Origin of the sequence: Alkalihalobacterium alkalinitrilicum (genome assembly GCF_002019605.1) — a bacterium.
GTDB lineage: Bacteria > Bacillota > Bacilli > Bacillales > Bacillaceae_F > Alkalihalobacterium > Alkalihalobacterium alkalinitrilicum.
Genome location: NZ_KV917368.1, coordinates 646,074 through 667,664, shown reverse-complemented (window position 1 = coordinate 667,664; position 21,591 = coordinate 646,074). Strand labels below are relative to the sequence as shown.

Genomic DNA, 21,591 nt, shown 5'->3' with positions numbered 1-21,591 from the left:
TTGATTAAGATTGGTTCTGGGTCTTTTAACCTTCTTTTGTGCCCATAGTTCAAAGGCCTTCATTATGAATGTTAAGACTATTAATACAAATAGATGTTGTTTGAATGCGCAGTACATTTGTACTACGCTGCAAACCAATTTGTTTTTGTTTGTTGTCTTCTTTAAAATAAGTCCCCTTTAATGCAATAAGAAAACTAAAGTTAATTGAACTTATTTTTAATAACTTTAATGATTAAGCATAAACCCCTAATTACTAAAATAATGTATCCAATATAAAATAAAATTTTTAGATCAAAATTCGTACCCTTACTTATCTTTAGGAGGTACACGATGAGATTTTCAGGTGTAGGCTTGGTTATGCTAGCCGCTATATGCTGGGGCTTTAGTGGGGGAATTGCCACTATTTTAATGAACAAGGGCTGGGATCCTATTGTGATCTCACTTTACCGAGGGGCTGTTGGATTTATATGTTTTTTCGCGTGGTTTCTCTTTGGCTTTAGACAAAATTGGATCTTCTCTACTCGGTTATACATATGGTCCCTCTTGGCGGGTTTTGGTGTTGCTGGAAATTTCACTTTTTATTTTGTAAGTATCCAAGCCTCAAGCATTGCTGTTGCCGCTACTTTAATGTACACCGCACCTTTGTTCGTCCTTTTAATCTCCTTTTTATTACGAATAGAACGTTCGACTTGGTTTAAATGGGGATGCATTTCTGGTGTACTTATTGGGATTATCCTGCTTACAGGTGCCTACAATACTGAATCGATGTCAGTAAGTTTTCTAGGGACGATAGCGGGGCTTGCTTCTGGACTTGCCTATGCTTTATTTATATTCGGGTTTAAAAATGCCTCTTCTATCGAAAAGCCGCAGACCACCTTAACTATCGCTTTTTTTTCACTTTGTCTCATCCTTTTTCTTTTTACGGACAAAGATGAAGCAGCTAGTGTGTTGATGTCAAGCGACATAGGATGGTTTCTTCTATTAGGGATCGTGGGTGCTGGAATTTCATTTATTTTTTATTTGATTGGCATTCGATGGACTGCCCTAACAACTGCTTCGATGGTCGCAATGGTAGAGCCGGTGACAGCTTCATTATTTGGCGTTCTGCTTATCGGAGATCATTTGACTATCATTCAACTTCTTGGAATGGTGCTCATCCTAGTTACGATTACCGTACTTAGTGTGAAGCAGTCCGAGAAAAAGTTTATGCCCAGTAACTAATTAATTTGAGCAAATTATTTAAGTAAAACGGATTTTTCTCAGTAAAAAAACAATTAGTCCCCAAAGGAAAAAGGAAGGCAGTTTAACAGACAATGCCTTCCCTCTTTCATTGGGATTTCGGTATCTATTTGTCTACATTGACGATCTTCTTGTACTAGTCTTATTCAAAAATACTGCTTCGTTTGCTTAATGACATTCTTTCACAAAGCCATTTAAAAGTTAAGACTCTTGCTACGCAGTATTTAGTCAAATGCGACGAGACGACCACTTTGAAAGCAATCGTCTCTTTAGAGGGTTATTCCAAAGAAGAAATTACATCCCTTTTTTGGTGCGAGTAGTCTAGAACAATTTGAAGAAAATATGGGAAGTGTTGGCTGGAGCATAAGTGAAAAACAATGGAATAAACTAGATGAAATAAGTAAACTTCCTAGTGAGTATCCAACAAGATTTCTTGAGAAGTTTATGAGATAGGGATAGTGATATATCATAATTGAAATGAATCTAACGAGAGCTGCTCGGCTTTTGTTAGATTCATTTTTATTAATTCGGATAAAACTATACACCCACCAAAATCCAATCTAATTTATCATATAAAAATGAATATCAAATTCACAGGATCATTCGAGTGTTTCTATTGAGCCTACTTCTTCTATAACATATATAAATTTCTTTATACGTTTAGCGTGACGCTTTTATTGGTTGGCACACGTCACATTTACGTTGGTTATTATTTTTAAATTTAGTAAATGTTTTTTCAAAATTGCTACCACATGCACATTTAAATAGTAACTTTTGAGAAAAACCGAGATATTCCGTCGTTAGCAACTTGCTTTCCGAATTGTTCTCAACAAATTCTTTAATTTTACCGATTGTCCATCGTTTATTCATTCTCTCACACCTCTGTAATTTATCTCTAGGCGGAAGCTTATCTTAGCATCCGTTCAATTATGAGCAAAAGTCGTAATTATCCTAAGTTTATCATTATAACATGAGCTAGCACACAATTAAACAGATCGTTAATTTGAACGCGAAAATAGGTCATTTAATCTGTCATAGCATGTTCTAACTACCTGTTTTTTTAGGAATTGCATGAATATTATCTAAATTCAAACATTTTGATCTATAGTAGAAAAAGCGAGCATAAAAGCTCGCTAGAATTTTATTTCTTCATTCCTCATATGGGGTCATTTCGATAGCGGTAGGTTCTTTTTCTACCCGCTTATATCTGCTTGCTTATTATTAATCGGTTATTGCTCCTTTTGAAGCTGATGAAACTGACCGAGCATACTTAGCTAAGATTTCCCTTAAACTTTGCTCTGGAGGACTCCAATCCTTTAATCTTTCATTGAGATCTTCTGGAGAAACATCAACAGCAAGTTCTTGTATTTCACTATCAATTGTAATCATATCAGTTACTTTAAGTACAACACTGCTAAGTTACTTAAATAATGGTTATTAGATTTTAACATTAATTTCCTTCAGTGAGTCACAAAAAGAAAATGCGTCCCTGTTTATTTCAGAAACGCTACCCGTTGATTTAATAATGAATACTATCATGCTTATTTATATTCCCCTGTTTTGATTTTTTCGATAAAGTTACTCGTTATATCTTTGGCTTCATCTTTAGAATAATGGTCAATAGTGTATCCGAACATATAATGACCTTTTTCATCATCTAAGTAAAATCTATAATCAGTACCATTATTTGTAAACAACACTTTACTTCCCTCTATTTGTATCCATTCTTCCTCAATGCCATCGTTTTCATCGTTAATCATTTCTGGAACATCAAATTTGCTATAAATAAACCAAAAATGCATATCCCCATTATTTGTATAAGGAGGAATAAGATATTTCATCCCAAGCTTTTCTTTATGTTCTTCAATAACGATTTCATTATTAAATTGTTTTTGTTTTTCTCCTCGCTCCACATGATATTGTACATCCAATGTCATCGGTTCGTTTCCACTATATGAAACAAAAGCATTAGCCATTTTAAATTCTTTCATTTCTGGTATAAAGATTCTTTCTATATCTAGTTCTTTCCTTCCCTTAACTCTTACTTCCTCTATTTCACTACTATAATGCTTTTCCTCATCGTTTTTAGCATCAGTATTATGCACGGAAACCCCATCAGAACTCACACTTTTCTTTTCCCCATCAAGAGTATTCTGTATTTCTTCACCTTCTATAATATCTTCGGTGTTATTCGTCTCATTATTAGTACCACAACCAAATAAGGTCATACCCACAATTGCCAGCAAACATATAACAAGCGATAAGTACTTCATAATAAGTTGCCTCCTTATCGTTTATTTTCTCCTGTCCTAAACTCATATCTCTATACTAAAAATAAGTAGTTTCTTATTCAACATTACCGCTTCGTTAGCGCAATAAGCAATAGGAGCTGTCGAAACGACAACTCCTCTATTAATTTTTTTAACTATAATAAGAAGTAGGTTGGTTATTTAATAATTTTTTATAGAAAAATAGCAATAAATAATAATCCTACACCAATAAGTAATCCACCGACTAATTCATAATTATCAAATAGAAAGTAGAATTTGCTTCTATTATTAAAATCAAACGATTTTGTCCTTCGTTTTAACCATAGTCCGAAAATGAGAGTAAAAACCAACCCGAAAAAGATTAAAGCTGGTGTATCTTTTATATAAATATCACTTTCCACTCTTTCACCTACTTACATAAATTTTAATGGTTCTTTATTGAAATATTTTCCTATTATGTACAATCACAACACTACTGTTGTGTCTAATTAAAGTTGTTAAAGTTGCCCCGTTAGTGAAATTAATTAACATAGCGATTTACTATTAGTTCATATACTTCTTCTGCTGATTTATTAGTAAGAGAATAAATAGTATGAGTATCCTTTGTGTTCATAATTGTACCTGAACCTTCACTAATCCATATAAAATATGATTTTTCCCCTAAATTAACTTTGTAATTAGGGTCAGCCATATTAACAATCCCTGATTGCTTAACTGCACTATTAAAAGCCTTTTGAAATACCTCTATTTCTTCTTTCATATTAAAATCAGTCGCAGTTTCTTCTTTAACGGCTGAAAAATTTTCCATTTCATAAATTGTTATTTTCTCAATATTTTCGGAAGAACAAGCAGTCATTATTATAAAACAGACTATTAATAAACTCGAAAATTGTAATCTTTTCACTAACATAACCTCCAAAACAGATTTTACTAACAATAATATATAAAAAGAATATGATTATTAAACTATTCTGCCCCGTTCGTGAAAAAGCGACTACCCTTGTTCAGCAATCGCTCCTTTTGTTTTACGATATTTCTTCACATTCTTGAGATTAAGGTAAGTAGTCACTAATTTGTCTATTCTTTAGTTCGGTTCTACGTATCCAACGTATTCAAGGACATCATCAACTTCGTATGTAATATAAGCAATTCCATCTTCATCTAATACCACAAAAGCAGGAAATTCATCAATTCCAATACTACAGCTTCCTCAGAGCCTGTTGCAGCTCCAGTGAAAGGAATGTTGTTGAAATTGAAGTTGTTCCAACCGACTTCGTAAATAGCATCATCTAAATTCCTATTTACTTGAAGTTGGCGTTCGCCTTCTGAATACAACTCTTCATCTGTAGCAGTTACATGAAAGTCGTATAACGCATAAATGTTGTACGGTTTTTCATCTTCTGGTCCAGGCTTGAACTTGTTTAGGAAATTTATTTTATCTTCTTCAGTCATAACGACTTCATCGACGTTTTCTATTTCATCTTCGATAACTTCAGTTTCTTCACTATTAAAAGGTAGATCGACCTCTTTTTCACTAGATGTATCCCCGTTACAACCTACAAGAAGTATGGTTCCCACAGCAATAATACTAAAAAATTTCAAACTAATCCCCTCCTACTGCTTCTTAACACCCAGAGTCTACTATAACTGTTTACTGATGTGAAATAATTCCTGTCCAGTCGAACTGATAAAATAAACTTTTCTGCCCGTTAACGCAATTAGCAACGATATTACTTTTAACCAACCACATTCTTTAAAACCTTCTTGGTAAATAGCGATATGTGTAAAAATAATAAAGCGGCTACTATACCAAGTAACAACATACTAAGAGTTTCAACTACAAACCCTTCATTATAAAGCACTATATAAAAGAAAATATTAACGATAACCCCACCAATACCATATATTACAAGAGAAAGTAGATACCTGTTTGCTTTAATCTTTTTTAAGATAACATCGGCAAATATTGAAAAGAGAATACCACCAGTTAAAAAAATAGCTGAAGAAAACATCAAGTAAACTATAAAATATTCCATTGAACCGTTCAAGAAAGCTAAACCTAATGACAACACTATTCCAGAAAGTATTGCTGTTATAACCTTTTCAAGGATTTTCATTAAAGCACCTCCTATAAAACAACTATATATTAAAAACCAACCCTATTTTTTTTCTTTAATGTTCATGTATGCATTCTTATGTTCATTTGAAACACTAGTTCGAAGTAATCTTAGAAAATTACCATATTCATAATTTAAGTCAGAATTTGAATTATAAGATATGAAAAATCCGCCAAATCAAGCTTTTAAGAGCAGGCAACGGATCATCTCATTGCATTTCGGACTGGTGCATATTTTAGAGTAAATGCACTGAAAAATGGGAAGAGGACCACTTTTTCAGTGGCCTTTTCCTATAATCCAATTATTTCTGCAACAAGTTGGTGGGAGTAGAGTCGGGCCTTGTGGTCATAGACCATAGTGCTCACCATTATCTCATCTGCCTTCGTCTCATCTAAGAAAGATTGTAGCTTTTTCTTTACGGTAGTAGGACTTCCGATGATCGTGGAACCTAATTGTTTTTCTAAAACTGCCTTTTCATACGGGCTCATTAGTTCATCCATATTCTTTACCGGTGGCTGTAACTGAGATGGTGTGTTCCTCATTAAGTTTAGGAAGCTTTGTTTGATGGAAGTAGCCAATAGTTCCGCTTCCTCATCCGTATCTGCCGCGATTATATTTACCGCTACCATGGCGTAAGGCTCCTTATACTCCTCCGACGGTTGGAAGTTCTCGTAATACAATTCCAGAGCTGGTAATGTGTTTTCAGGTGAAAAATGACTGGCGAAAGCAAACGGCATCCCGAGTTGTGCAGATAATCGGGCACTAAACCCACTAGAACCTAACAACCAAATAGGGATATTTGCTCCTTCACCAGGGATTGCTCGTACCGCTTCCGAACCTTGGAAATAGGCTTGCAGTTGTTCTAATTGTTCTGGGAAATCATCGCCATTGGTGTAGTTTGCCCCACGAAGGGCATGGGCTGTTCGTTGGTCCGTTCCTGGTGCACGCCCTAACCCTAAATCAATTCGGCCTGGAAACATCGCTTCGAGTGTTCCGAATTGCTCCGCGATAACCAGCGGCGAATGGTTTGGAAGCATGACTCCACCGGATCCTACACGAATAGTAGAAGTATGTGCCGCTACATGGCCAATTACTAAGGATGTTGCAGAGCTTGCGATGCCAGGCATATTATGGTGCTCCGCTAACCAGTACCGTTTATAGCCTAGTTTTTCCGTTAACTGGGCTAACTCTATCGAATGTTGGAAGGATTGGCTAGGTGTCCCCCCTTGCACGATGGGTGCAAGGTCAAGGACGGAAAAGGGTATTTCTTTGATGGATTTTGTTGGTCTAGTTATTGGCATGGAATATCCACTTCTTTCTTTTTAATTTACTATTTGGATGGAGCTTGGATATGTTTGATTTGTATCGTATTTATGCGCCCCCATACAAAAAGTTATTAAATAACAATTTGTTTTTATCGTAACAGGTAGAATAGATGATTTAAAATGAAATGACTTAGTTGAAGGCGTACGTTCGCACACTACTTTTTGGAAAACATCTCGATTTAGACTGCCGAATTGATACCGTTGTTTTGATTCAGAATCCTTCCCTATTATCAAACACACTAATAGCATTTCAGTTAGTTGCGAAAAATTCCCGAAATCGGTATCATTTTTACTAAGATAAGCATACAAATACTATTTTTTACATAGAAAGGAAAAAAATCATGGCAAAATTACCTCCAGGACAATTCGAAACAGAGAAATGGCCTGTTTTACATCAAGGGGAAGTGTATGAGTTTAACGAAGAAACATGGAGATTTAAACTGTTTGGCCAAGTGGAAGAAGAGAAAACGTTCACTTACTCTGAAGTGATGGATTTACCAAAAACGATTTCTACGATTGACATGCACTGTGTGACGACATGGTCCAAATTTGGAACGGTGTTTGAAGGGATTACGTTGCGAGAGTTAGTAAACAAAGTAAGGCTTCATCCAGACGTCCATTATGTGAAAATATTCGGCTATTATAACGGGGATCCATTTGGTTACTCAGCCAATTTACCGTTGAAGGATTTATTGGGGGATGATGCGTTGTTCGTGTACCGCTATAAGGATGTAAATCAGGAACAATGGTCGGAGATAACACCAAAGCATGGCTATCCATTAAGGTTTATCCCCCCTGCCTCCTTTTACCTATGGAAGGGATCGAAATGGGCGACTGGCATTCAATTCATGAAGGAAGATGAAGCGGGATTTTGGGAGGAGTTGGGCTATTCTATGACGGCGAATCCATTTAAAGAAGAGCGGTATCGTTGATTTTAATACGAAAAGAAAGGATATTTTCATGAAGCTTAGCATTTTGGACCAATCCCCCATACTCCTGGGCGCAACAGGCACTATTTGATCCTTGAAACTAGCGCAGGCAAGTGAGTCGATTGGCTATACACGATTTTGGATTTCGAAACATAAGCTTCTATTAATTGTCCAGAGAAAATTACTCCAACAATAGTTCCATATTGTTGGAGTAGTTAGACTGGAAACTTAAAAAATCATTGCGTGTATTATATTCACAGCATCTGCGCCAACTACAACTTTTCAAAAAATGCCGTTATAGGTGAAAAGAGGTGAAAAGGGCCTGTCCCCCACCGAGTTATTGCTTTAATGAGGTGAGGGACCCTAACTCCCTCTAACTCCCTGAATTTCCTCTGGTATTATAAAAGGTCTGGATGACGCTAAAAATGTTATTTCAGACATTTTTTCCCACCTCTCAAATCTATTTCATATGTAGAAGTTTTATTAAGATAATTGCCTCCGTTAATTGAAGATGTGTTATGTACTAACTATCCAACAATTAATTTTACAAGTGATAATATAACGGACAGACATGTCACAATAAATAATACCTTATACCATTTCTTTCTCTCTGGATTTTCATTAACAAGTTGTAAATTACAGATTGATATAAACAATGTTAGACTTAGTAAAATTGGAAATAGAGACTCTCTACCACTAAACCCTGCCCATGCTACAAAGCCCATCATTATGAATGTTAAGACTAGTAATAGTATCTTGATTAAAGATTTAATTTTTTGATATTGTATAATATTTTCCATTCATTACTTCCCCTCACCTTAATTTATCCTAATTTTACCACAAGTTCTTAAATTAACTTATAGAAGTATCGGTTCGTTACTTCTATAAGACAAAAAACAATCCCTACTTATTCAAGGATCGCTTCCCGTTATTTTAAGTGGAATTGTTCACAAAAGGCGAGTGGCTATTTTTATATTTTTTGTATACTAATGGGGTCATGTTCATTGACTTTCGGAATTTATCAATGAAATAACTTGTGCTATTAAATCCAACTTGATAGGCAACATCAGTGACATTGGATTCTGGTTGTTGTAGTAAAAGTAGGCTTTTTTGAATTCGATAATCCGTTAGGTAATTCAAGGGTGTTTTCTTTAAAATTCGTTTGAAATATCGACAGCATTCCGAACGGCTTAATCCCCCAGCTCGTGCAATATCGTCTAACAAAATTTTCTCAGCATAATGTGTGTGTAACCAATTTAACATTTGCTTCATTCGTTTATTTTTTAACATTTCCTTCTGTTCGTGCTCTAATTGAACACCATTCATAATTAGGTTCTTCCAAATTAATGTTAGATGTATGCTGATGTCGATTTCAAAGTATGGTTGATTTTCTATTATTAACTGATTGACTTTCATAATAGAGTCCAAAATATTATTTGCCCAAAACTCTTTTGAAACCAAGTGTAAATACGAGATATTAGTCGCTTGAATATAAGGGTTTACAAAGGTTGTATAAAGTTCTTGAGATAAAACGAAACTTGGAGAAACATTTAAACAAATATAGACACAGCCTGAATTATTATTCTTATCTTTCGCCATGTGTAAACAGCCACTATTTATAAATAGCCCTTCACCTTCTCGAACAGTAATTTTATCTTCATTTATTTGAAAAGACGCTTCCCCTTTTCGTACGAGAACAAACTGTAATTCGTCATGCCAATGAAGTGGTATATAGCCATGAATGTTCTCGTTAATCGTTGTTTCGTAACATGCAATCGGTAACACAACTGTACGGTGCTCAGTTAATTCTTTTAGACTTTGGTCAATCATAAAATCTTTGATTTGCATATGACCACCTCAATATACTTATATTTTCCCATTCCATTTTGGTATTATTTCATGGATTTTCCCTTTATCATATGAGATATTGTAACACTATCTTTATATTTTAAGGGAGAAACAATCATGAGTAGACAAAAAGGAATATTTCTAGTTATCACTGGAGCATTATTTTGGGGAATTGGTGGTACGGTTTCAAAAAAGCTTTTTCAGGAGTTTGAAATCAGTGTAGATTGACTTGTAACGACAAGATTGCTCATCGCTGGTTTACTGCTCTTAACCATTCAATTTTTCAGAAAAGACCGTTCCCAAATACTTGGTGTTTGGAAAACTAAAGGAGTAGCTATTCAATTGATCATTTTCGGGTTGCTCGGTATGCTCGCGGTTCAATACACGTATATGGCTTCTATTCAACATGGTAATGCAGCTGTGGCCACGCTATTACAATATTTAGCACCTGTCATGATTATTGTTTACTTGATTTTCCGAAAACAGGCGGTTCTCAAACGAAAAGATTTGTTGACTGTTTCTCTTGCTTTAGTTGGGTGCTTTTTCTTATTAACAAACGGCTCCATCTCTCAATTATCTGTACCTGCTCCCGCCATCATTTGGGGTGTTTTATCTGGAGTAGCTTTAGCATTTTATACTTTATATGCCATCCCTTTATTAAAACAATACGCTTCCCTTGTGATTGTTGGTTGGGCTATGATTATCGGTAGTTTTGCGCTAAGTTTTGTTCATCCACCTTGGCAAATGGACTTTAAATCCTTAACAGTTGAAGCTTATTTATACTTAGTATTCGTGATTATTTTTGGTACAATGATTGCATTTTGGTTTTATATAGAAAGTTTGCAAAGTCTAGTAGCTAAAGAATCCAGCCTTCTTGGAAGTACTGAGCCATTAGCGGCCGTGTTCACTACCATCTTTTGGTTAAAAGAACCCTTTGGAACTTTTCAATGGTTTGGTACAACTTGTATTCTTTTAATGATTTTATTATTGGCTTTGAGTAAAGATTCTTCTTCAAGGACTAGCAAAATTTCTAAAAATGAAAAGCCCCTTGGAATTAGCTAGTTTTCTGAGGCGGCTTTATTTCACTAACCTGCTCGTACTTCAATAAGACAAATAGCAATGCTCAATATCTGTTGTTAATTCAACATTCTTACTTTTTAAAAATTCATAGGCTTCTTCGATATTGTGGGTATCAAAGTGAAATGGTGGAGTTTTGAAAATATTTTTCTCTGAATAAACTTTACTATCTAAGACAATTCCAGTTCCATTCGTTGTTGGTAAATAAATAAATGCTCATATAAAATCTCAACCTCTGCATTTAACCCCAAAATCTCACAGTACCAATTTTTAGATTCTTCAATATCACGAACAGGAATAAAAACTGTTCCTATTTTATTTAAAATAGCGCTCATAACCTACTTCCCCAAAATAGACTTTATTAATATAATTGGATTTAGGATAACTATCTCCGTTTTATCGAGTAAACTGCTTCGTTAGCAAAACAGCAATAGCCATTATTAAGCTATCGCTAACCGTTAATGAAACATAGAATTCCGTTCGCTTGCTATCACTATGACACTATTTTTAAATCTTCACCGATAAGTTTATAAATAACACCATCATCATAATTCATAATATCAAAATACCGTTATAATAATCCCATACACCAACTCTAGCACTTTACTACATAACCTTAAATTTCTTCTTTATGATCTTCCAAAATAGGTAATACAGTCGAATACTTAATTTCCCTTAGCCCTAAGCTCGTTTGGATTTTTGTGATCCCCAGCTTATTTAATTTTCGAATAAAAGTTTGTAAGTCTTTTCGGTCTTTATTCGCAACCTTTAATAAATAGTCGTACTCCCCTGTTAAGCAATGACATTCTAAAACCTCTGGCATTTGGCGAAACGCCTCTTCTAAAATATCTAACTTCTCTGCATGATGCATATTTGAACTTATAAAAACAAAGCAAAGTAAATCAAAACCTAATTTCTCAGGATTTAAGATCGCCACTTGTCGACTGATATACCCTTCCTGTTCTAAACGTTTAATTCTAGTGTGGACAGCTGGCGACGACAAATTGACTCGCCTAGCAATTTCGGCATTGCTTACGTGGGCCTGTTTTTGCAGAATGTCTAAAATTTGAATATCCACTTTATCGAGCACTTTACTGATGATGGATTCCATTGAGAGTCCCCCTTTAATTTATTCTAAAACTAGCCGTTTTCTTCGTTGAAAACAGAAGAAAATAAATAAAATAACCAATCAAACTTTAAAATATTTCGATTAATCTCTATTATACAAAACATCGTTTTGAATTTTAACCATAAATGTTACAGTTATTAATAGATTAAGAGGCTGATGATTACATGTGGGGGAGTTTGAGATGCGATATTTTTATTTTGGATTATTACTTTTGACGAGCTTTTTGTGGGCGGGGAATTTTATCGTAGGAAAATGGCTTGTCGGGCATGCTTCTCCCATGACGTTAACAACGTTACGGTGGCTTATTGCTGTTCTGTGTTTACTTCCGATTGTATGGAGTGTTGAGAAGAAGCTTTTACCTTCACGAAAGGCAGTCCTGCCATTGCTATTAATGGGACTGACAGGAGTTGTGCTCTTTAATCTTTTACAGTTTATGGCGCTAGAGCATACGTCTGCATCAAATGTAGGGTTAATCTCCACCTTAATTGCCCTATCCATTGCCTTTTTTTCTTTTGTATTTCTAAGAGAAAAACTAACCTTTTTTCAGATTGCAGCGATGTTCCTTTCGCTATTTGGTGTATTGGTTGTATTAACGAATGGCAATGGTCAACTTTTGTTTGCTCTTCAATTTAATTTGGGGGACGTTTTCATGATTGGCGCTGTTTGTATATGGGGGATTTATGTGGTCCTTAGTAAGTGGGCCATGAACTATACATCACCGATGATGGCTACATTGTACTCTGGAATTTTCGGTCTACTGATTTTATTTCCGTTTAACCTTTCAGATTTTACGGTGACTAATATTAATGCGACCTTCGTTTATTCGATCTTATACACGGGTGCCATTTCAACTGTCGTGTGCATTGTATTATGGAATATTGGCGTGAAAAAACTAGGAGCAACAACAGCTGGACTTTTTCTTAATTTTAACCCAATTTTTACAGTGATTTTAGCTTTTCTTTTACTAGGAGAACGAATGACGTTGATACAAATCACCGGGAGTGTCATTGTGATTACTGGTTGTTACTTATTTACATATTTTAAAGAAAAGCGTTTTTCTTCTAGAAAACTCGTGCAAAATACGATACTACGAAAATTAGGTTAGATCCATGTGTCACTGTGCGTTGCGATCCCAAAAGTAGACAATATAAATTCGGATTTTATTTAGGAGACCAGGTTTGACAAGGCTTGGTTCCTTTTTCTTCTCATCATCATGAAGTGTCTCAGATAGGCGGAAGTTGTCAAGATGAGAAGGAGAAAATGTGGCATGTATGCCCTGTGGTTAACTCGCTTTGACATATTGAGCGGGTGTTCTATAATCTAAAACTCCTTGGATTCGATTATGATTATAATAGTGGATATAATCATGAATGATTTTTTTAGCTTCTTCTAAATCTTTTATTGTTTTTAGTACTTTACGTTCTGCTTTTATAAAGGAGAAAAAGCTCTCAATACATGCATTATCAATGCAATTAGCCTTCCTAGACATGCTCGGATTAATCGTATAAGTTCCCATTAATTCTTTCCATCTATTAGATCGGTATTGCATTCCACGGTCAGAATGAATGATTAGTTTTTCATCAATTACTCTAATTTCCAGTGCATATAAAAGTGAATCTTCTACAAGCTGAACGTCATTTACATCAGATAATTGATATCCTACTATATAATTGTCGTGAAGATCCATTACGGCAGATAAATATAATTTCTTATTACCTATTGGAAATTCAGTCACGTCAGTCACCCATTTTTCGCTTAATTTGGTAGTTGAGAAGTCTCTTTTTAAGAGATTTTCATAAATATGACCAGCGCCTAATGTGTTTTTCCCACTAATAGATTTCCTTTTTTCTTTGCGTGCTTGGCTTTTATAGCCTAACTCTCGCATTAATCTTCTTACTACTTTCTCACTTACATCGATATTATACTTATCTCGTAGTTCTGCGTGTATTTTTCTATACCCATAGTTTTTATCATGGTCATGATAACTTATACCAATATATTCCTTTAACTGTTTATCTTTGGGAGATTCCTTTTTCTTTTTTCTTTTAGTTTTCACATATTTATAGTAGCCAGCTCTAGTAACCCCCAAATTTTCACACATTTTTGAGATGGGGTATTTTGACCTTAATAAATATATAGCTTCGAACTTTAACCTTTTGCCTCCCTTCTTTGAAGTTGTAGGTACTTTTTTAGCAATTCATTCTCCATTTTCAGCTCTTTAATTTGTTGATCTTTATCGATTTTGCGATAGGTTCTAATTTTTCTATTTAAGCCTGCTTCGCCATAAGTTTCATATTTTTCAATCCATATATAGATATAGTCAGGATCTTTAACATCATAGTCTTTCGCAACAGTCTTAACACTTTCACCGGCTAGGACTCTTGTAACAGCCTCAAGTTTTAGTTCGGGTGAATACCTGTTATTAGTTTTATTAGTAGACATTCAAATTCGCTCCTTTTACCCTAGTGATAGTCAAAAGTTCCCGAATTTATACCTGTCAACTAAGAGGGGCGCAATTCACTGTGTGACTACCCGAAAATTCTTGTTTCACAGCGTTGTTTCACGATTTATTGGTTAATCCTTGAACAGGAAACAGGAAACAGGGTCTGTCCCCCACTGAGTTAACATTGTTTTAGCGCGCAAAAAATAACCACCTAATACCTAGTAGGTAATGGTGGTTATTTATCGTTACTTGACCTTATTTAGCTTGAATAGTTTCAATCAGTCGCTTAAGTGTTTGAATTTGCCCTAAATGCAAAGCTTCATGAAAAGCACCCATTGCCGCTAATTCTCCAAATGTTTCATTACCTAGAAACGGTTTTGGTAATGCTTGATTAAACGTCTCTTCAGGAATATCATTAATCCGTACCAATTGATCATTTAATTGTTCAAGCAATGTTTTTACTTCAGGAACATCTCCTGTCCAATCAGCTGGTTTTGATCCAGCTTTAAAAATGTCGATATAATTCGCTGGAAGTTGGTTTTGGCCTTTAAACAAGAACAGGTCCGCAACGACTAAGATATGACCTACCTGCCATTTGATATTGTTATTAAATCCTTCTGGTACAATATTAGTCACTTCAGGTGAAAGCCCTTCTAATGTTTCGGATAAAACACGTCTTGTTCTCGTAAATTGTTGTTTAATTAATTTACTCATTTTAGTACCCTCCCCAAAATAGTATTCTTCAAAATTATACCAACTTCTCTATAAAAGTCTATTAAAATGATTGTTATGAAAATCTGTTTATTGAAGGAATATTGGAATTTATTATTTAACTAGAGAAAACAGGGCCTGTCTCAGTAGCCCTCCATTGATGTAGTTATTTTTAATATATGTATTACTTTTACATTTTATTTTGTAGGTGAAATAAAAAAAGTGAACAGCGTATTACAACGACGTTGTTCCCTTTTTTCCTTTTTAATAATTACCTAGTTTTATTTTTTTGCAATTAATAAAGCGCCCCTATGTGACAAGGAGGAAAAGCGTGAATATCTTGTATATTATTAAACGGATAATGAAAAGTAGCAAACTGACTCGCGTATAAATATTGCATTAGATAAACCTCTCCATTACCCACACTACAAAGAAGAATGATAAATAGCTTGGACGAGCCCAAGCGATAGAATAGTACCGAGCATAATAAATAACCAATTTCTATTCAGCACTTCAACAAAACGTTCATAGTTTCTGCCACAATAATAAGCAACAACATAATAAAACAGCCAGCCGACAAACAAAATCCTTGAAAAGAAAAGCGTTAAATAACTAGAATGATTCACGTAATCTATAAAATAAAAGTAAAAACTTGCCCAATACCCTACGCTAATGACAAAACTAATCATTAATACATGCGTAGCATTGAATCTACTTAAATATTTGACAAATAGTAAATGTAATAAATAAAACTGAAAAATAATTAAAATAAAATACCCATGCCATTGCCCAATCAAGTTGTAACCAAGCTCCTTGGCAAAATCATTAAATGTCCAGTTAAAGCGATAGAACTTATCACCAGCATAAAATGCCGCCATGATGAAATACGGGACTAAAATATATTTGATTCTCTTGTATAGAAAACCCTTCGGAATGTTTTCTTTATATGCATGGGTCATAACAATAGTCGAAATCAACACAAACATTGGCGTTCCGTACAACAAGATCATTTGAAGCGTCCGATAGACAACACGTATATCTCCAGTTAGAGAGAAATCTGATATGACCCTACTAGCAGCATGAGTTAGCACAACACTCAAACAAGCAATGATCCGGAGCCAATACACTTCTTTTATATCTTTTGTACCACGCAATCAACGCCCTTCTAAATCAATAATGACACACTGCTACCTATTTTCTTCGATCTTTTGCATTTTCTCAATTTAAAAAAGGAACCAAATATGGTGGTGATCACCAATTGAGTTTAATTAAGATTATGAACCGTAAAACTTTTCAACTGTTTATTTATTAATTTATTGAAAAGAAGGATGTTATTGAAAAAGAGAAATTCAACGTTAAAAGTAAGTAATGCATTTGGATCCCTGGCCCCATCTATTTAAAAAGTGCTCCTGCAAGATTGCAGAAGCACTCCTTTGGATAAAAAAGACTAATACGACTGGAACTGAAATTGACATTTACTCATGTATGATTAATGCATGCAAAATAGCCCCCAATATGGCGATGATTGGGTATAAGATTTAAAGTATTACACCTGTGCCAGCTTGCTGCTCCTGAACGAAGCATTTCAGCGAGCAGAACTTGAATAAATTCTTCTGGCTGAAGTTGGAAAGAGTAGCGTGCAAAATCTTGGAACCAACCACAACTTAGTAAGGTAATTATCAACTTCTTCTTTTGCTAATCCATTTTAAATGATTAACGTGAATACAAAAATTCTCTTAACAGCATGCCATGAAATTTTTTCTGGCGTTTCAAGATACTTTTCATACCGTGTTCTAGCCGCATCAATGGCAACCATTGGATGCTCTATTTGGGCTCCATGTCCTGAAAATGCCTTATGAATTCGAAACTTTGACATCAGATCCAAACTTTCTATAGATCGTTGGATAGACGCAACACCTTCTCGAAAGATATTTAACCATCCGCTATCATTTTTATGAAAGAGGTCCCCCCAGTTAGATTAATATATCTTAATTCATCATAGTTCTTAAAAGTATAGATACTTGTAATAATTAAAAGTAGAATTAAGATAAAAACTATTTTCTTCAATTCAAACCCTCCCTATCAGTTATATTTTTCTGCATATATCAAAATCCATTGAAGTATCCTCCCCTTTAATCAAAAAAACGTTCCTGCTTGTTCCAGAAACGCATCCGTTTGTTCAAGAAAGAAATTCATTTTTCAAATCTAACTAACGTTTTTTCGGGTATTTCAATCTGGTCTATATCAAAGCTCTTCATTTGTAATATTAGTTCACCCTCTCGCTTTTCATCTTCTTCTCCTACCCAACAACTATACAACTCAAAATAATCACCCTGTTTAAGATAACCATCCATTCTTTTACATAGTTCTAGTAGCTTCTTTTTCGATTCATCACAAATTTCTGGAGTGGTATAATCAGAAATCTTAATGCCCCAATGACTTGATACTTCATAAACATAGGAAGTAGTAAACTGATATTTCTTTACATTTTGCAATTCTTCATCGCCCGCAAAACACCCTCCAATATATAAAGAATCATCGGAATATTCATCAGCGGTAATAGGTAATGCTATATTACAACCAATATAACTAGCTAAACTCATTTCCACTCACCTCTTTTATTCATTCTTTAACTATAAGAAGTAGGTTCGTTACTTTAATAAATTCTTATAGAAAAATAGCAATAAATAATAATCCTACACCAATAAGTAATCCACCGACTAATTCATAATTATCAAAAAGGAAGTAGAATTTGCTTCTGTTATTAAAATCAAACGATTTTGCCCTTCGTTTTAACCATAGTCCGAAAATGATAGTAAAAACCAAGCCAAAAAAGATTAACGCTGGTGTATCTTTTATATAAATATCACTTTCCACTCTTTCACCTACTTACATAAATTTAATGGTTCTTTATTGATATATTTTCCTTATGTACAATCGAAATACTTCTGTTGTGTCTAATTAAAGTAACCTGCTCGTTCGTAAAAAAGCGTTCCTGCCTTATAAAGAAACGCTCTCTGTTAGTTGAAGGACATCATTTCACAATCAGATTTATTTTCACTTCTCATTAAGCTGATAACATAGTTGAACTACACCAGAGGAAAACCTTTTTGTTTCAACCAGTTTTAGATTCACCCTATGCTTAATGTCAATAAACAGGGGTTTTCCTTCTCCCAAAATAATAGGGTGAACAGATAATCTAAATTCATCTACAAGCCCTAAATTTATTAAGGTTATAATAAGACTTGCCCCACCAAAGAGCCAAATGTCTTTACCAGGCTTATTCTTTAATTTGATTATTTCTTCCTCAATATTTTCATTTATAAATGTAACGTTATCTTCGGACTTTTTTTGTGTTTTTGAAAACACGTATTTCTCTTTACTTTGGACCAATCCCCAAATTTCTTTTTCTGTATCAGAAACTTTAGTGTCAGGTTTATATTGCCCCCATAAATCATAACTTTTTCTTCCATATAAAATAGTATCTATTTGATTTAAGAAATTATTGAAGTCCATATCGGAATCCATTATGCACCAGTCTACTTCCCCTTTTGGTCCTTCGATAAATCCATCTAAAGTAACTGCTAAATCTAAAAGTATATTTCTTTGTCTCTGGTACTTAACCAAAATTCATCCTCCTTAAGTTAGCCAATATTGAAAACAAACACATAGTAAATTCCTGTAACAGCTATTCCAGCAAATAAAGAATAAACAAAAAGAATTATAGCAAATTTTTTGTTTATTCTTTTTAATCGGCTCTATAAATAATTAATGGTTCATTAAAATCGTTCTCGCGTAAAAATCCATTGTCCAAACTATATTGACGAATGAGCTCTTTCCATAACCCCTCAGAAGAAAGATTTAACGAATGGGCAAACGAAGTGATTTCATCGTTAAAAGCAAGCCATTCTTCGTCTGCTAACTTATTGACTCGCACTTTTGATAATGTATCGCTAAGCTTGTCGTAGAGCTCGTCTAATCGCTTACATTGGGGTATCGCTAATCCTAATCTTGAGCCAAGTGGATGGAAGCTTGTTTTATAGTCGTTCATTTGCTTTTGGCCAATCTGCCAAAGCGTTTCATCTTCTAACTCATTGTTAACCGTGTCTGTTCTTCGTTGAACATGAATATGCATCGGCTTATGAAGACCTTCTTTGAATTTAATCGCTTCACCGACATGTAAACTAGATAGAAATTGTTTTTGTTTTTCATCCATCAACATCGTATCACCAATGACTTCTTTATCGTCTTTAGCAAACAGTCGATGAATGATTTTCGTGTTCGTATTTTTCAACACTTCGATTGCTAGTTTATTAGGGATTTGGTCAGTAATGATTAAGCCTTCACCGTATTTTCTCACTTCTGCCAGCATATCTGTAAACATCTCCACAGCTACCTTTTTCAATCAGGTGTTTGGTCATTATAACTAGATGCTTTCATGCCCATAAAAGATAAAAATTAGGAGAAACCAGGAACGAATGAGATGCATTCGTGCCCAAATGAGTTAAAAATTAGGAGAAGACAGGAACGTAAGGGATGCATTCGTGCCCATACGAGGTAAAAATTAGGAAAAAGCAGGAACAAATGAGATGCTTTCGTGCCCAAATGAGTTAAAAATTAGGAGAAGGCAGGAACGTAAGGGATGCTTTCGTGCCCATACGAGGTAAAAATTAGGAGAAAGCAGGAACGAATGAGATGCTTTCGTTCTCATACGAGGTAAGAATTAGGAGAAAGCAGGAACAAAAGAGATGCATTCGTTCTCATACGAGGTAAAAATTAGGAGAAAGCAGGAACAAAAGAGATGCATTCGTTCTCATACGAGGTAAAAATTAGGAGAAAGCAGGAACAAAAGAGATACATTCGTGCCCATACGTAGAAGGGTCTGTCCCAGTAGCCTTGCATGACTTTAAAAAAATTACAGAAAAGTAATATTATAGTATTTACAGGCAAAGAAAAAACTCCTATTGTAGAAGTTATAGACCTTGTTTTGTTCCCTTAAACAAACAAGTCTTCTACAAAGGAGTTTTAACAATGAGTAATAAAAGTATAGGTCGAGAAATGCTCATTTGTCAATGCTTATCCCTTCTTCCGTTAGAGGATTTTGAATGTCCTTTACTAGATTACGGGAAGTATAAGCTTTCTACAAAATCGCTATTAAAAATTTTTGTAGCTGCACAGTTAGATCAATGGAGTTCATATGCTCACACGGAAGAAAAACTAGCTGCATATCCGAAGCTACAAAAAGAGATTGGTGTTTCTGAAATCAGTGGCTCTCAGCTTAGCCGACGGATCAATGACCTTCCAACAGAATTAGTTCAGAAACTTTTTATTAAAGTGGTTCAGAAGCTCAACCAGCTAACCCAATCGAATCAAGGATTACCAGACGGAATTGGACTTTTAAGTATCGTTGATTCTACGGAAATTAGATTGCCAGAACAATTATGTGACTGGGCATTTATTTCAAAAGGTCATAATGCCGTCAAAATGCATACAAGATTAAAAGTTGTTTCACCAGACATCGCATTTCCAGATAAAATCGTTCCCTCAACAGGAACCGTAAGTGATTTTGAAAGCTCAGATATCTTAATAGAGGAATTAGATACCACTCACGTAATGGACCGGGGCTATCCTTCAAAGCACAATTTAATGGATTGGCAAGAGAAAGGAATATCATTCGTAGTTCGGATCACTAAGGCTCTTCGTTTATATACATTAGAAGATTATAAACCATCTCACCCATCGGTCATTCAGGATGCCAAAGTATTATACGGTATATCTAAAATACCAGTAAGGTATATTGAGTTTGTGGATGAAAAAGAAAGAACCTATCGAATCCTAACCACCAGATTTGATCTTACCGCCCAACAAGTAATGGACATTTATCGATATCGTTGGGTCATTGAATTATTTTTCAAATGGATTAAGCAGCATCTTAAATTAACAAAGATCTGGAGTACGAAGCCGCAGGGTATCTGGAATCAGATGTTTTTAGCTCTTATAGCATATGGACTTTCACTCATTGTGAAGCTAGAGGCTGATTCTAAAAAGACGCCATGGGAATTCTTTCGGATACTACAAACCTACCTTTATAAAACGGTCAGTTCGTTTAAAAAGGCATTACGATTAAAAAAGAAGCGAAAATCGAGAGGGAGACAGAAAGTCCCTATTCCAATTGAGAAGAAAACACCGTCGTTTGGAAACGTTGCTTTGGTGAAAGATAAACCCAAGAAAAGTAAAAGAAAAAATGAGAGAAAACTAGGTAATTATTAAAAAGGAAAAAAAAGGGAACAAGGTCAATGTAATACCCTGTTCTCTGTTTTTCATTTTATCCATAAAACAAGATGTAAAAATAATACATATATTCAAAATAACTACATCGATGCAAGGCTACTGGGTCTGTCCCCCAATGAGTTAATGTTTTAACAAAGTGAGGGACAGGGCACTAACTTCCTTTGGTTATGTCCCAGCCTCTTATTTTAGGTGCTTTTGAGACAGCTCCTTCA

At 34.8% G+C, this 21,591-nt stretch carries 23 protein-coding genes and 2 pseudogenes; 5 read left to right on the top strand and 20 right to left on the bottom strand.

Going from position 1 to position 21,591, the window contains the following annotated elements:
• The first annotated feature begins 330 nt into the window (after window positions 1-330).
• Window positions 331-1,221, top strand: coding sequence for a DMT family transporter (locus BK574_RS03200; protein WP_078427476.1), 891 nt, complete (start codon window positions 331-333; stop codon window positions 1,219-1,221).
• Between the two features lie 678 nt (window positions 1,222-1,899).
• Here the strand turns inward: BK574_RS03200 and BK574_RS28045 are convergent.
• The 8 genes and pseudogenes from BK574_RS28045 to BK574_RS03165 all read right to left on the bottom strand — a co-directional run bounded on the left by BK574_RS28045 (window position 1,900) and on the right by BK574_RS03165 (window position 6,927).
• On the bottom strand, window positions 1,900-2,109 hold the full coding sequence (locus tag BK574_RS28045; protein WP_075388798.1) for a hypothetical protein: 210 nt from the start codon (window positions 2,107-2,109) through the stop codon (window positions 1,900-1,902).
• Window positions 2,110-2,460: 351 nt separating this feature from the next.
• Window positions 2,461-2,631: pseudogene (locus BK574_RS26860) on the bottom strand (dihydroxy-acid dehydratase); the annotation flags it as partial.
• A gap of 149 nt (window positions 2,632-2,780) precedes the next feature.
• Window positions 2,781-3,512 carry a hypothetical protein gene (locus tag BK574_RS03190; protein WP_078427475.1) on the bottom strand — a complete coding sequence of 244 codons (732 nt, stop codon included), beginning with the start codon at window positions 3,510-3,512 and terminating at the stop codon, window positions 2,781-2,783.
• 188 nt (window positions 3,513-3,700) lie between these two features.
• Entirely contained in the window at window positions 3,701-3,910 is a 210-nt protein-coding gene (locus BK574_RS03185; protein WP_078427474.1) for a hypothetical protein, read from the bottom strand.
• A 119-nt stretch (window positions 3,911-4,029) separates the two neighbouring features.
• The gene (locus BK574_RS03180) at window positions 4,030-4,413 is read right to left on the bottom strand and encodes a YhfM domain-containing protein (RefSeq protein ID WP_078427473.1); all 384 of its coding nucleotides are present in this window, start codon (window positions 4,411-4,413) and stop codon (window positions 4,030-4,032) included.
• A gap of 257 nt (window positions 4,414-4,670) precedes the next feature.
• Window positions 4,671-5,111 (bottom strand): hypothetical protein, encoded by a 441-nt coding sequence (locus BK574_RS03175; RefSeq protein WP_078427472.1) that lies wholly within the window; start codon window positions 5,109-5,111, stop codon window positions 4,671-4,673.
• Window positions 5,112-5,245: 134 nt separating this feature from the next.
• A complete protein-coding gene (locus BK574_RS03170) occupies window positions 5,246-5,626 on the bottom strand; it encodes a hypothetical protein (RefSeq protein ID WP_078427471.1) in 381 nt (126 codons plus the stop codon).
• Window positions 5,627-5,916: 290 nt separating this feature from the next.
• The gene (locus tag BK574_RS03165) at window positions 5,917-6,927 is read right to left on the bottom strand and encodes an LLM class flavin-dependent oxidoreductase (RefSeq protein ID WP_078427470.1); all 1,011 of its coding nucleotides are present in this window, start codon (window positions 6,925-6,927) and stop codon (window positions 5,917-5,919) included.
• Window positions 6,928-7,292: 365 nt separating this feature from the next.
• Between BK574_RS03165 and BK574_RS03160 the strand changes: the two genes are divergently transcribed.
• On the top strand, window positions 7,293-7,883 hold the full coding sequence (locus BK574_RS03160; RefSeq protein ID WP_078427469.1) for a molybdopterin-dependent oxidoreductase: 591 nt from the start codon (window positions 7,293-7,295) through the stop codon (window positions 7,881-7,883).
• 930 nt (window positions 7,884-8,813) lie between these two features.
• Here the strand turns inward: BK574_RS03160 and BK574_RS03150 are convergent.
• Window positions 8,814-9,728 (bottom strand): AraC family transcriptional regulator, encoded by a 915-nt coding sequence (locus tag BK574_RS03150; RefSeq protein ID WP_078427467.1) that lies wholly within the window; start codon window positions 9,726-9,728, stop codon window positions 8,814-8,816.
• A gap of 117 nt (window positions 9,729-9,845) precedes the next feature.
• On the opposite strand from BK574_RS03150, the pseudogene BK574_RS03145 reads away from it, so the two are divergent.
• Window positions 9,846-10,790, top strand: a pseudogene (locus tag BK574_RS03145) (DMT family transporter).
• A 185-nt stretch (window positions 10,791-10,975) separates the two neighbouring features.
• Here the strand turns inward: BK574_RS03145 and BK574_RS29025 are convergent.
• Window positions 10,976-11,140, bottom strand: coding sequence for a VOC family protein (locus BK574_RS29025; RefSeq protein WP_338020581.1), 165 nt, complete (start codon window positions 11,138-11,140; stop codon window positions 10,976-10,978).
• Window positions 11,141-11,421: 281 nt separating this feature from the next.
• A complete protein-coding gene (locus BK574_RS03135; RefSeq protein WP_078427466.1) occupies window positions 11,422-11,916 on the bottom strand; it encodes an Lrp/AsnC family transcriptional regulator in 495 nt (164 codons plus the stop codon).
• A 199-nt stretch (window positions 11,917-12,115) separates the two neighbouring features.
• Here BK574_RS03135 and BK574_RS03130 point away from each other — a divergent pair, with 199 nt between their 5' ends.
• Window positions 12,116-13,039 carry a DMT family transporter gene (locus BK574_RS03130; protein ID WP_078427465.1) on the top strand — a complete coding sequence of 308 codons (924 nt, stop codon included), beginning with the start codon at window positions 12,116-12,118 and terminating at the stop codon, window positions 13,037-13,039.
• Window positions 13,040-13,216: 177 nt separating this feature from the next.
• Here BK574_RS03130 and BK574_RS03125 read toward each other — a convergent pair whose 3' ends face one another.
• The 9 genes from BK574_RS03125 to BK574_RS28040 form a co-directional block, all read right to left on the bottom strand.
• Window positions 13,217-14,044 (bottom strand): IS3 family transposase, encoded by an 828-nt coding sequence (locus BK574_RS03125; protein WP_238458105.1) that lies wholly within the window; start codon window positions 14,042-14,044, stop codon window positions 13,217-13,219.
• A gap of 38 nt (window positions 14,045-14,082) precedes the next feature.
• Window positions 14,083-14,376: a transposase gene (locus BK574_RS03120; RefSeq protein ID WP_078427463.1), complete on the bottom strand. Its 294-nt coding sequence runs from the start codon at window positions 14,374-14,376 to the stop codon at window positions 14,083-14,085.
• Window positions 14,377-14,632: 256 nt separating this feature from the next.
• On the bottom strand, window positions 14,633-15,091 hold the full coding sequence (locus BK574_RS03115) for a DinB family protein (protein WP_078427462.1): 459 nt from the start codon (window positions 15,089-15,091) through the stop codon (window positions 14,633-14,635).
• Between the two features lie 422 nt (window positions 15,092-15,513).
• Complete coding sequence (locus tag BK574_RS03110) at window positions 15,514-16,242, bottom strand: acyltransferase family protein (RefSeq protein ID WP_078427461.1); 729 nt, start codon at window positions 16,240-16,242, stop codon at window positions 15,514-15,516.
• Window positions 16,243-16,793: 551 nt separating this feature from the next.
• Window positions 16,794-16,964 carry a hypothetical protein gene (locus tag BK574_RS28175; protein ID WP_238457929.1) on the bottom strand — a complete coding sequence of 57 codons (171 nt, stop codon included), beginning with the start codon at window positions 16,962-16,964 and terminating at the stop codon, window positions 16,794-16,796.
• Window positions 16,965-17,280: 316 nt separating this feature from the next.
• Window positions 17,281-17,691 (bottom strand): hypothetical protein, encoded by a 411-nt coding sequence (locus BK574_RS03100; RefSeq protein ID WP_078427460.1) that lies wholly within the window; start codon window positions 17,689-17,691, stop codon window positions 17,281-17,283.
• A 64-nt stretch (window positions 17,692-17,755) separates the two neighbouring features.
• On the bottom strand, window positions 17,756-17,965 hold the full coding sequence (locus BK574_RS03095; protein ID WP_078427459.1) for a hypothetical protein: 210 nt from the start codon (window positions 17,963-17,965) through the stop codon (window positions 17,756-17,758).
• Window positions 17,966-18,145: 180 nt separating this feature from the next.
• Window positions 18,146-18,718 (bottom strand): dihydrofolate reductase family protein, encoded by a 573-nt coding sequence (locus tag BK574_RS03090; RefSeq protein ID WP_420796985.1) that lies wholly within the window; start codon window positions 18,716-18,718, stop codon window positions 18,146-18,148.
• A gap of 118 nt (window positions 18,719-18,836) precedes the next feature.
• Window positions 18,837-19,493: an ATP-binding protein gene (locus BK574_RS28040; RefSeq protein ID WP_218970530.1), complete on the bottom strand. Its 657-nt coding sequence runs from the start codon at window positions 19,491-19,493 to the stop codon at window positions 18,837-18,839.
• A gap of 626 nt (window positions 19,494-20,119) precedes the next feature.
• Here BK574_RS28040 and BK574_RS03080 point away from each other — a divergent pair.
• Window positions 20,120-21,358, top strand: a complete 1,239-nt coding sequence (locus BK574_RS03080; protein WP_078427456.1) for an IS4 family transposase — start codon at window positions 20,120-20,122, stop codon at window positions 21,356-21,358.
• Window positions 21,359-21,591: the final 233 nt, after the last annotated feature.

Excerpts from the sequence above, each read along its gene's own strand:
- BK574_RS28175 (WP_238457929.1), bottom strand. The coding sequence starts at position 16,964 with ATGTCAAAGTTTCGAATTCATAAGGCATTTTCAGGACATGGAGCCCAA.
- BK574_RS03160 (WP_078427469.1), top strand. The coding sequence starts at position 7,293 with ATGGCAAAATTACCTCCAGGACAATTCGAAACAGAGAAATGGCCTGTT.
- BK574_RS03135 (WP_078427466.1), bottom strand. The coding sequence starts at position 11,916 with ATGGAATCCATCATCAGTAAAGTGCTCGATAAAGTGGATATTCAAATT.
- BK574_RS03120 (WP_078427463.1), bottom strand. The coding sequence starts at position 14,376 with ATGTCTACTAATAAAACTAATAACAGGTATTCACCCGAACTAAAACTT.
- BK574_RS03190 (WP_078427475.1), bottom strand. The coding sequence starts at position 3,512 with ATGAAGTACTTATCGCTTGTTATATGTTTGCTGGCAATTGTGGGTATG.
- BK574_RS03200 (WP_078427476.1), top strand. The coding sequence starts at position 331 with ATGAGATTTTCAGGTGTAGGCTTGGTTATGCTAGCCGCTATATGCTGG.
- BK574_RS28045 (WP_075388798.1), bottom strand. The coding sequence starts at position 2,109 with ATGAATAAACGATGGACAATCGGTAAAATTAAAGAATTTGTTGAGAAC.
- BK574_RS03080 (WP_078427456.1), top strand. The coding sequence starts at position 20,120 with ATGAGTAATAAAAGTATAGGTCGAGAAATGCTCATTTGTCAATGCTTA.
- BK574_RS29025 (WP_338020581.1), bottom strand. The coding sequence starts at position 11,140 with ATGAGCGCTATTTTAAATAAAATAGGAACAGTTTTTATTCCTGTTCGT.
- BK574_RS03170 (WP_078427471.1), bottom strand. The coding sequence starts at position 5,626 with ATGAAAATCCTTGAAAAGGTTATAACAGCAATACTTTCTGGAATAGTG.
- BK574_RS03165 (WP_078427470.1), bottom strand. The coding sequence starts at position 6,927 with ATGCCAATAACTAGACCAACAAAATCCATCAAAGAAATACCCTTTTCC.
- BK574_RS03150 (WP_078427467.1), bottom strand. The coding sequence starts at position 9,728 with ATGCAAATCAAAGATTTTATGATTGACCAAAGTCTAAAAGAATTAACT.
- BK574_RS03130 (WP_078427465.1), top strand. The coding sequence starts at position 12,116 with ATGCGATATTTTTATTTTGGATTATTACTTTTGACGAGCTTTTTGTGG.
- BK574_RS03115 (WP_078427462.1), bottom strand. The coding sequence starts at position 15,091 with ATGAGTAAATTAATTAAACAACAATTTACGAGAACAAGACGTGTTTTA.
- BK574_RS03100 (WP_078427460.1), bottom strand. The coding sequence starts at position 17,691 with ATGAGTTTAGCTAGTTATATTGGTTGTAATATAGCATTACCTATTACC.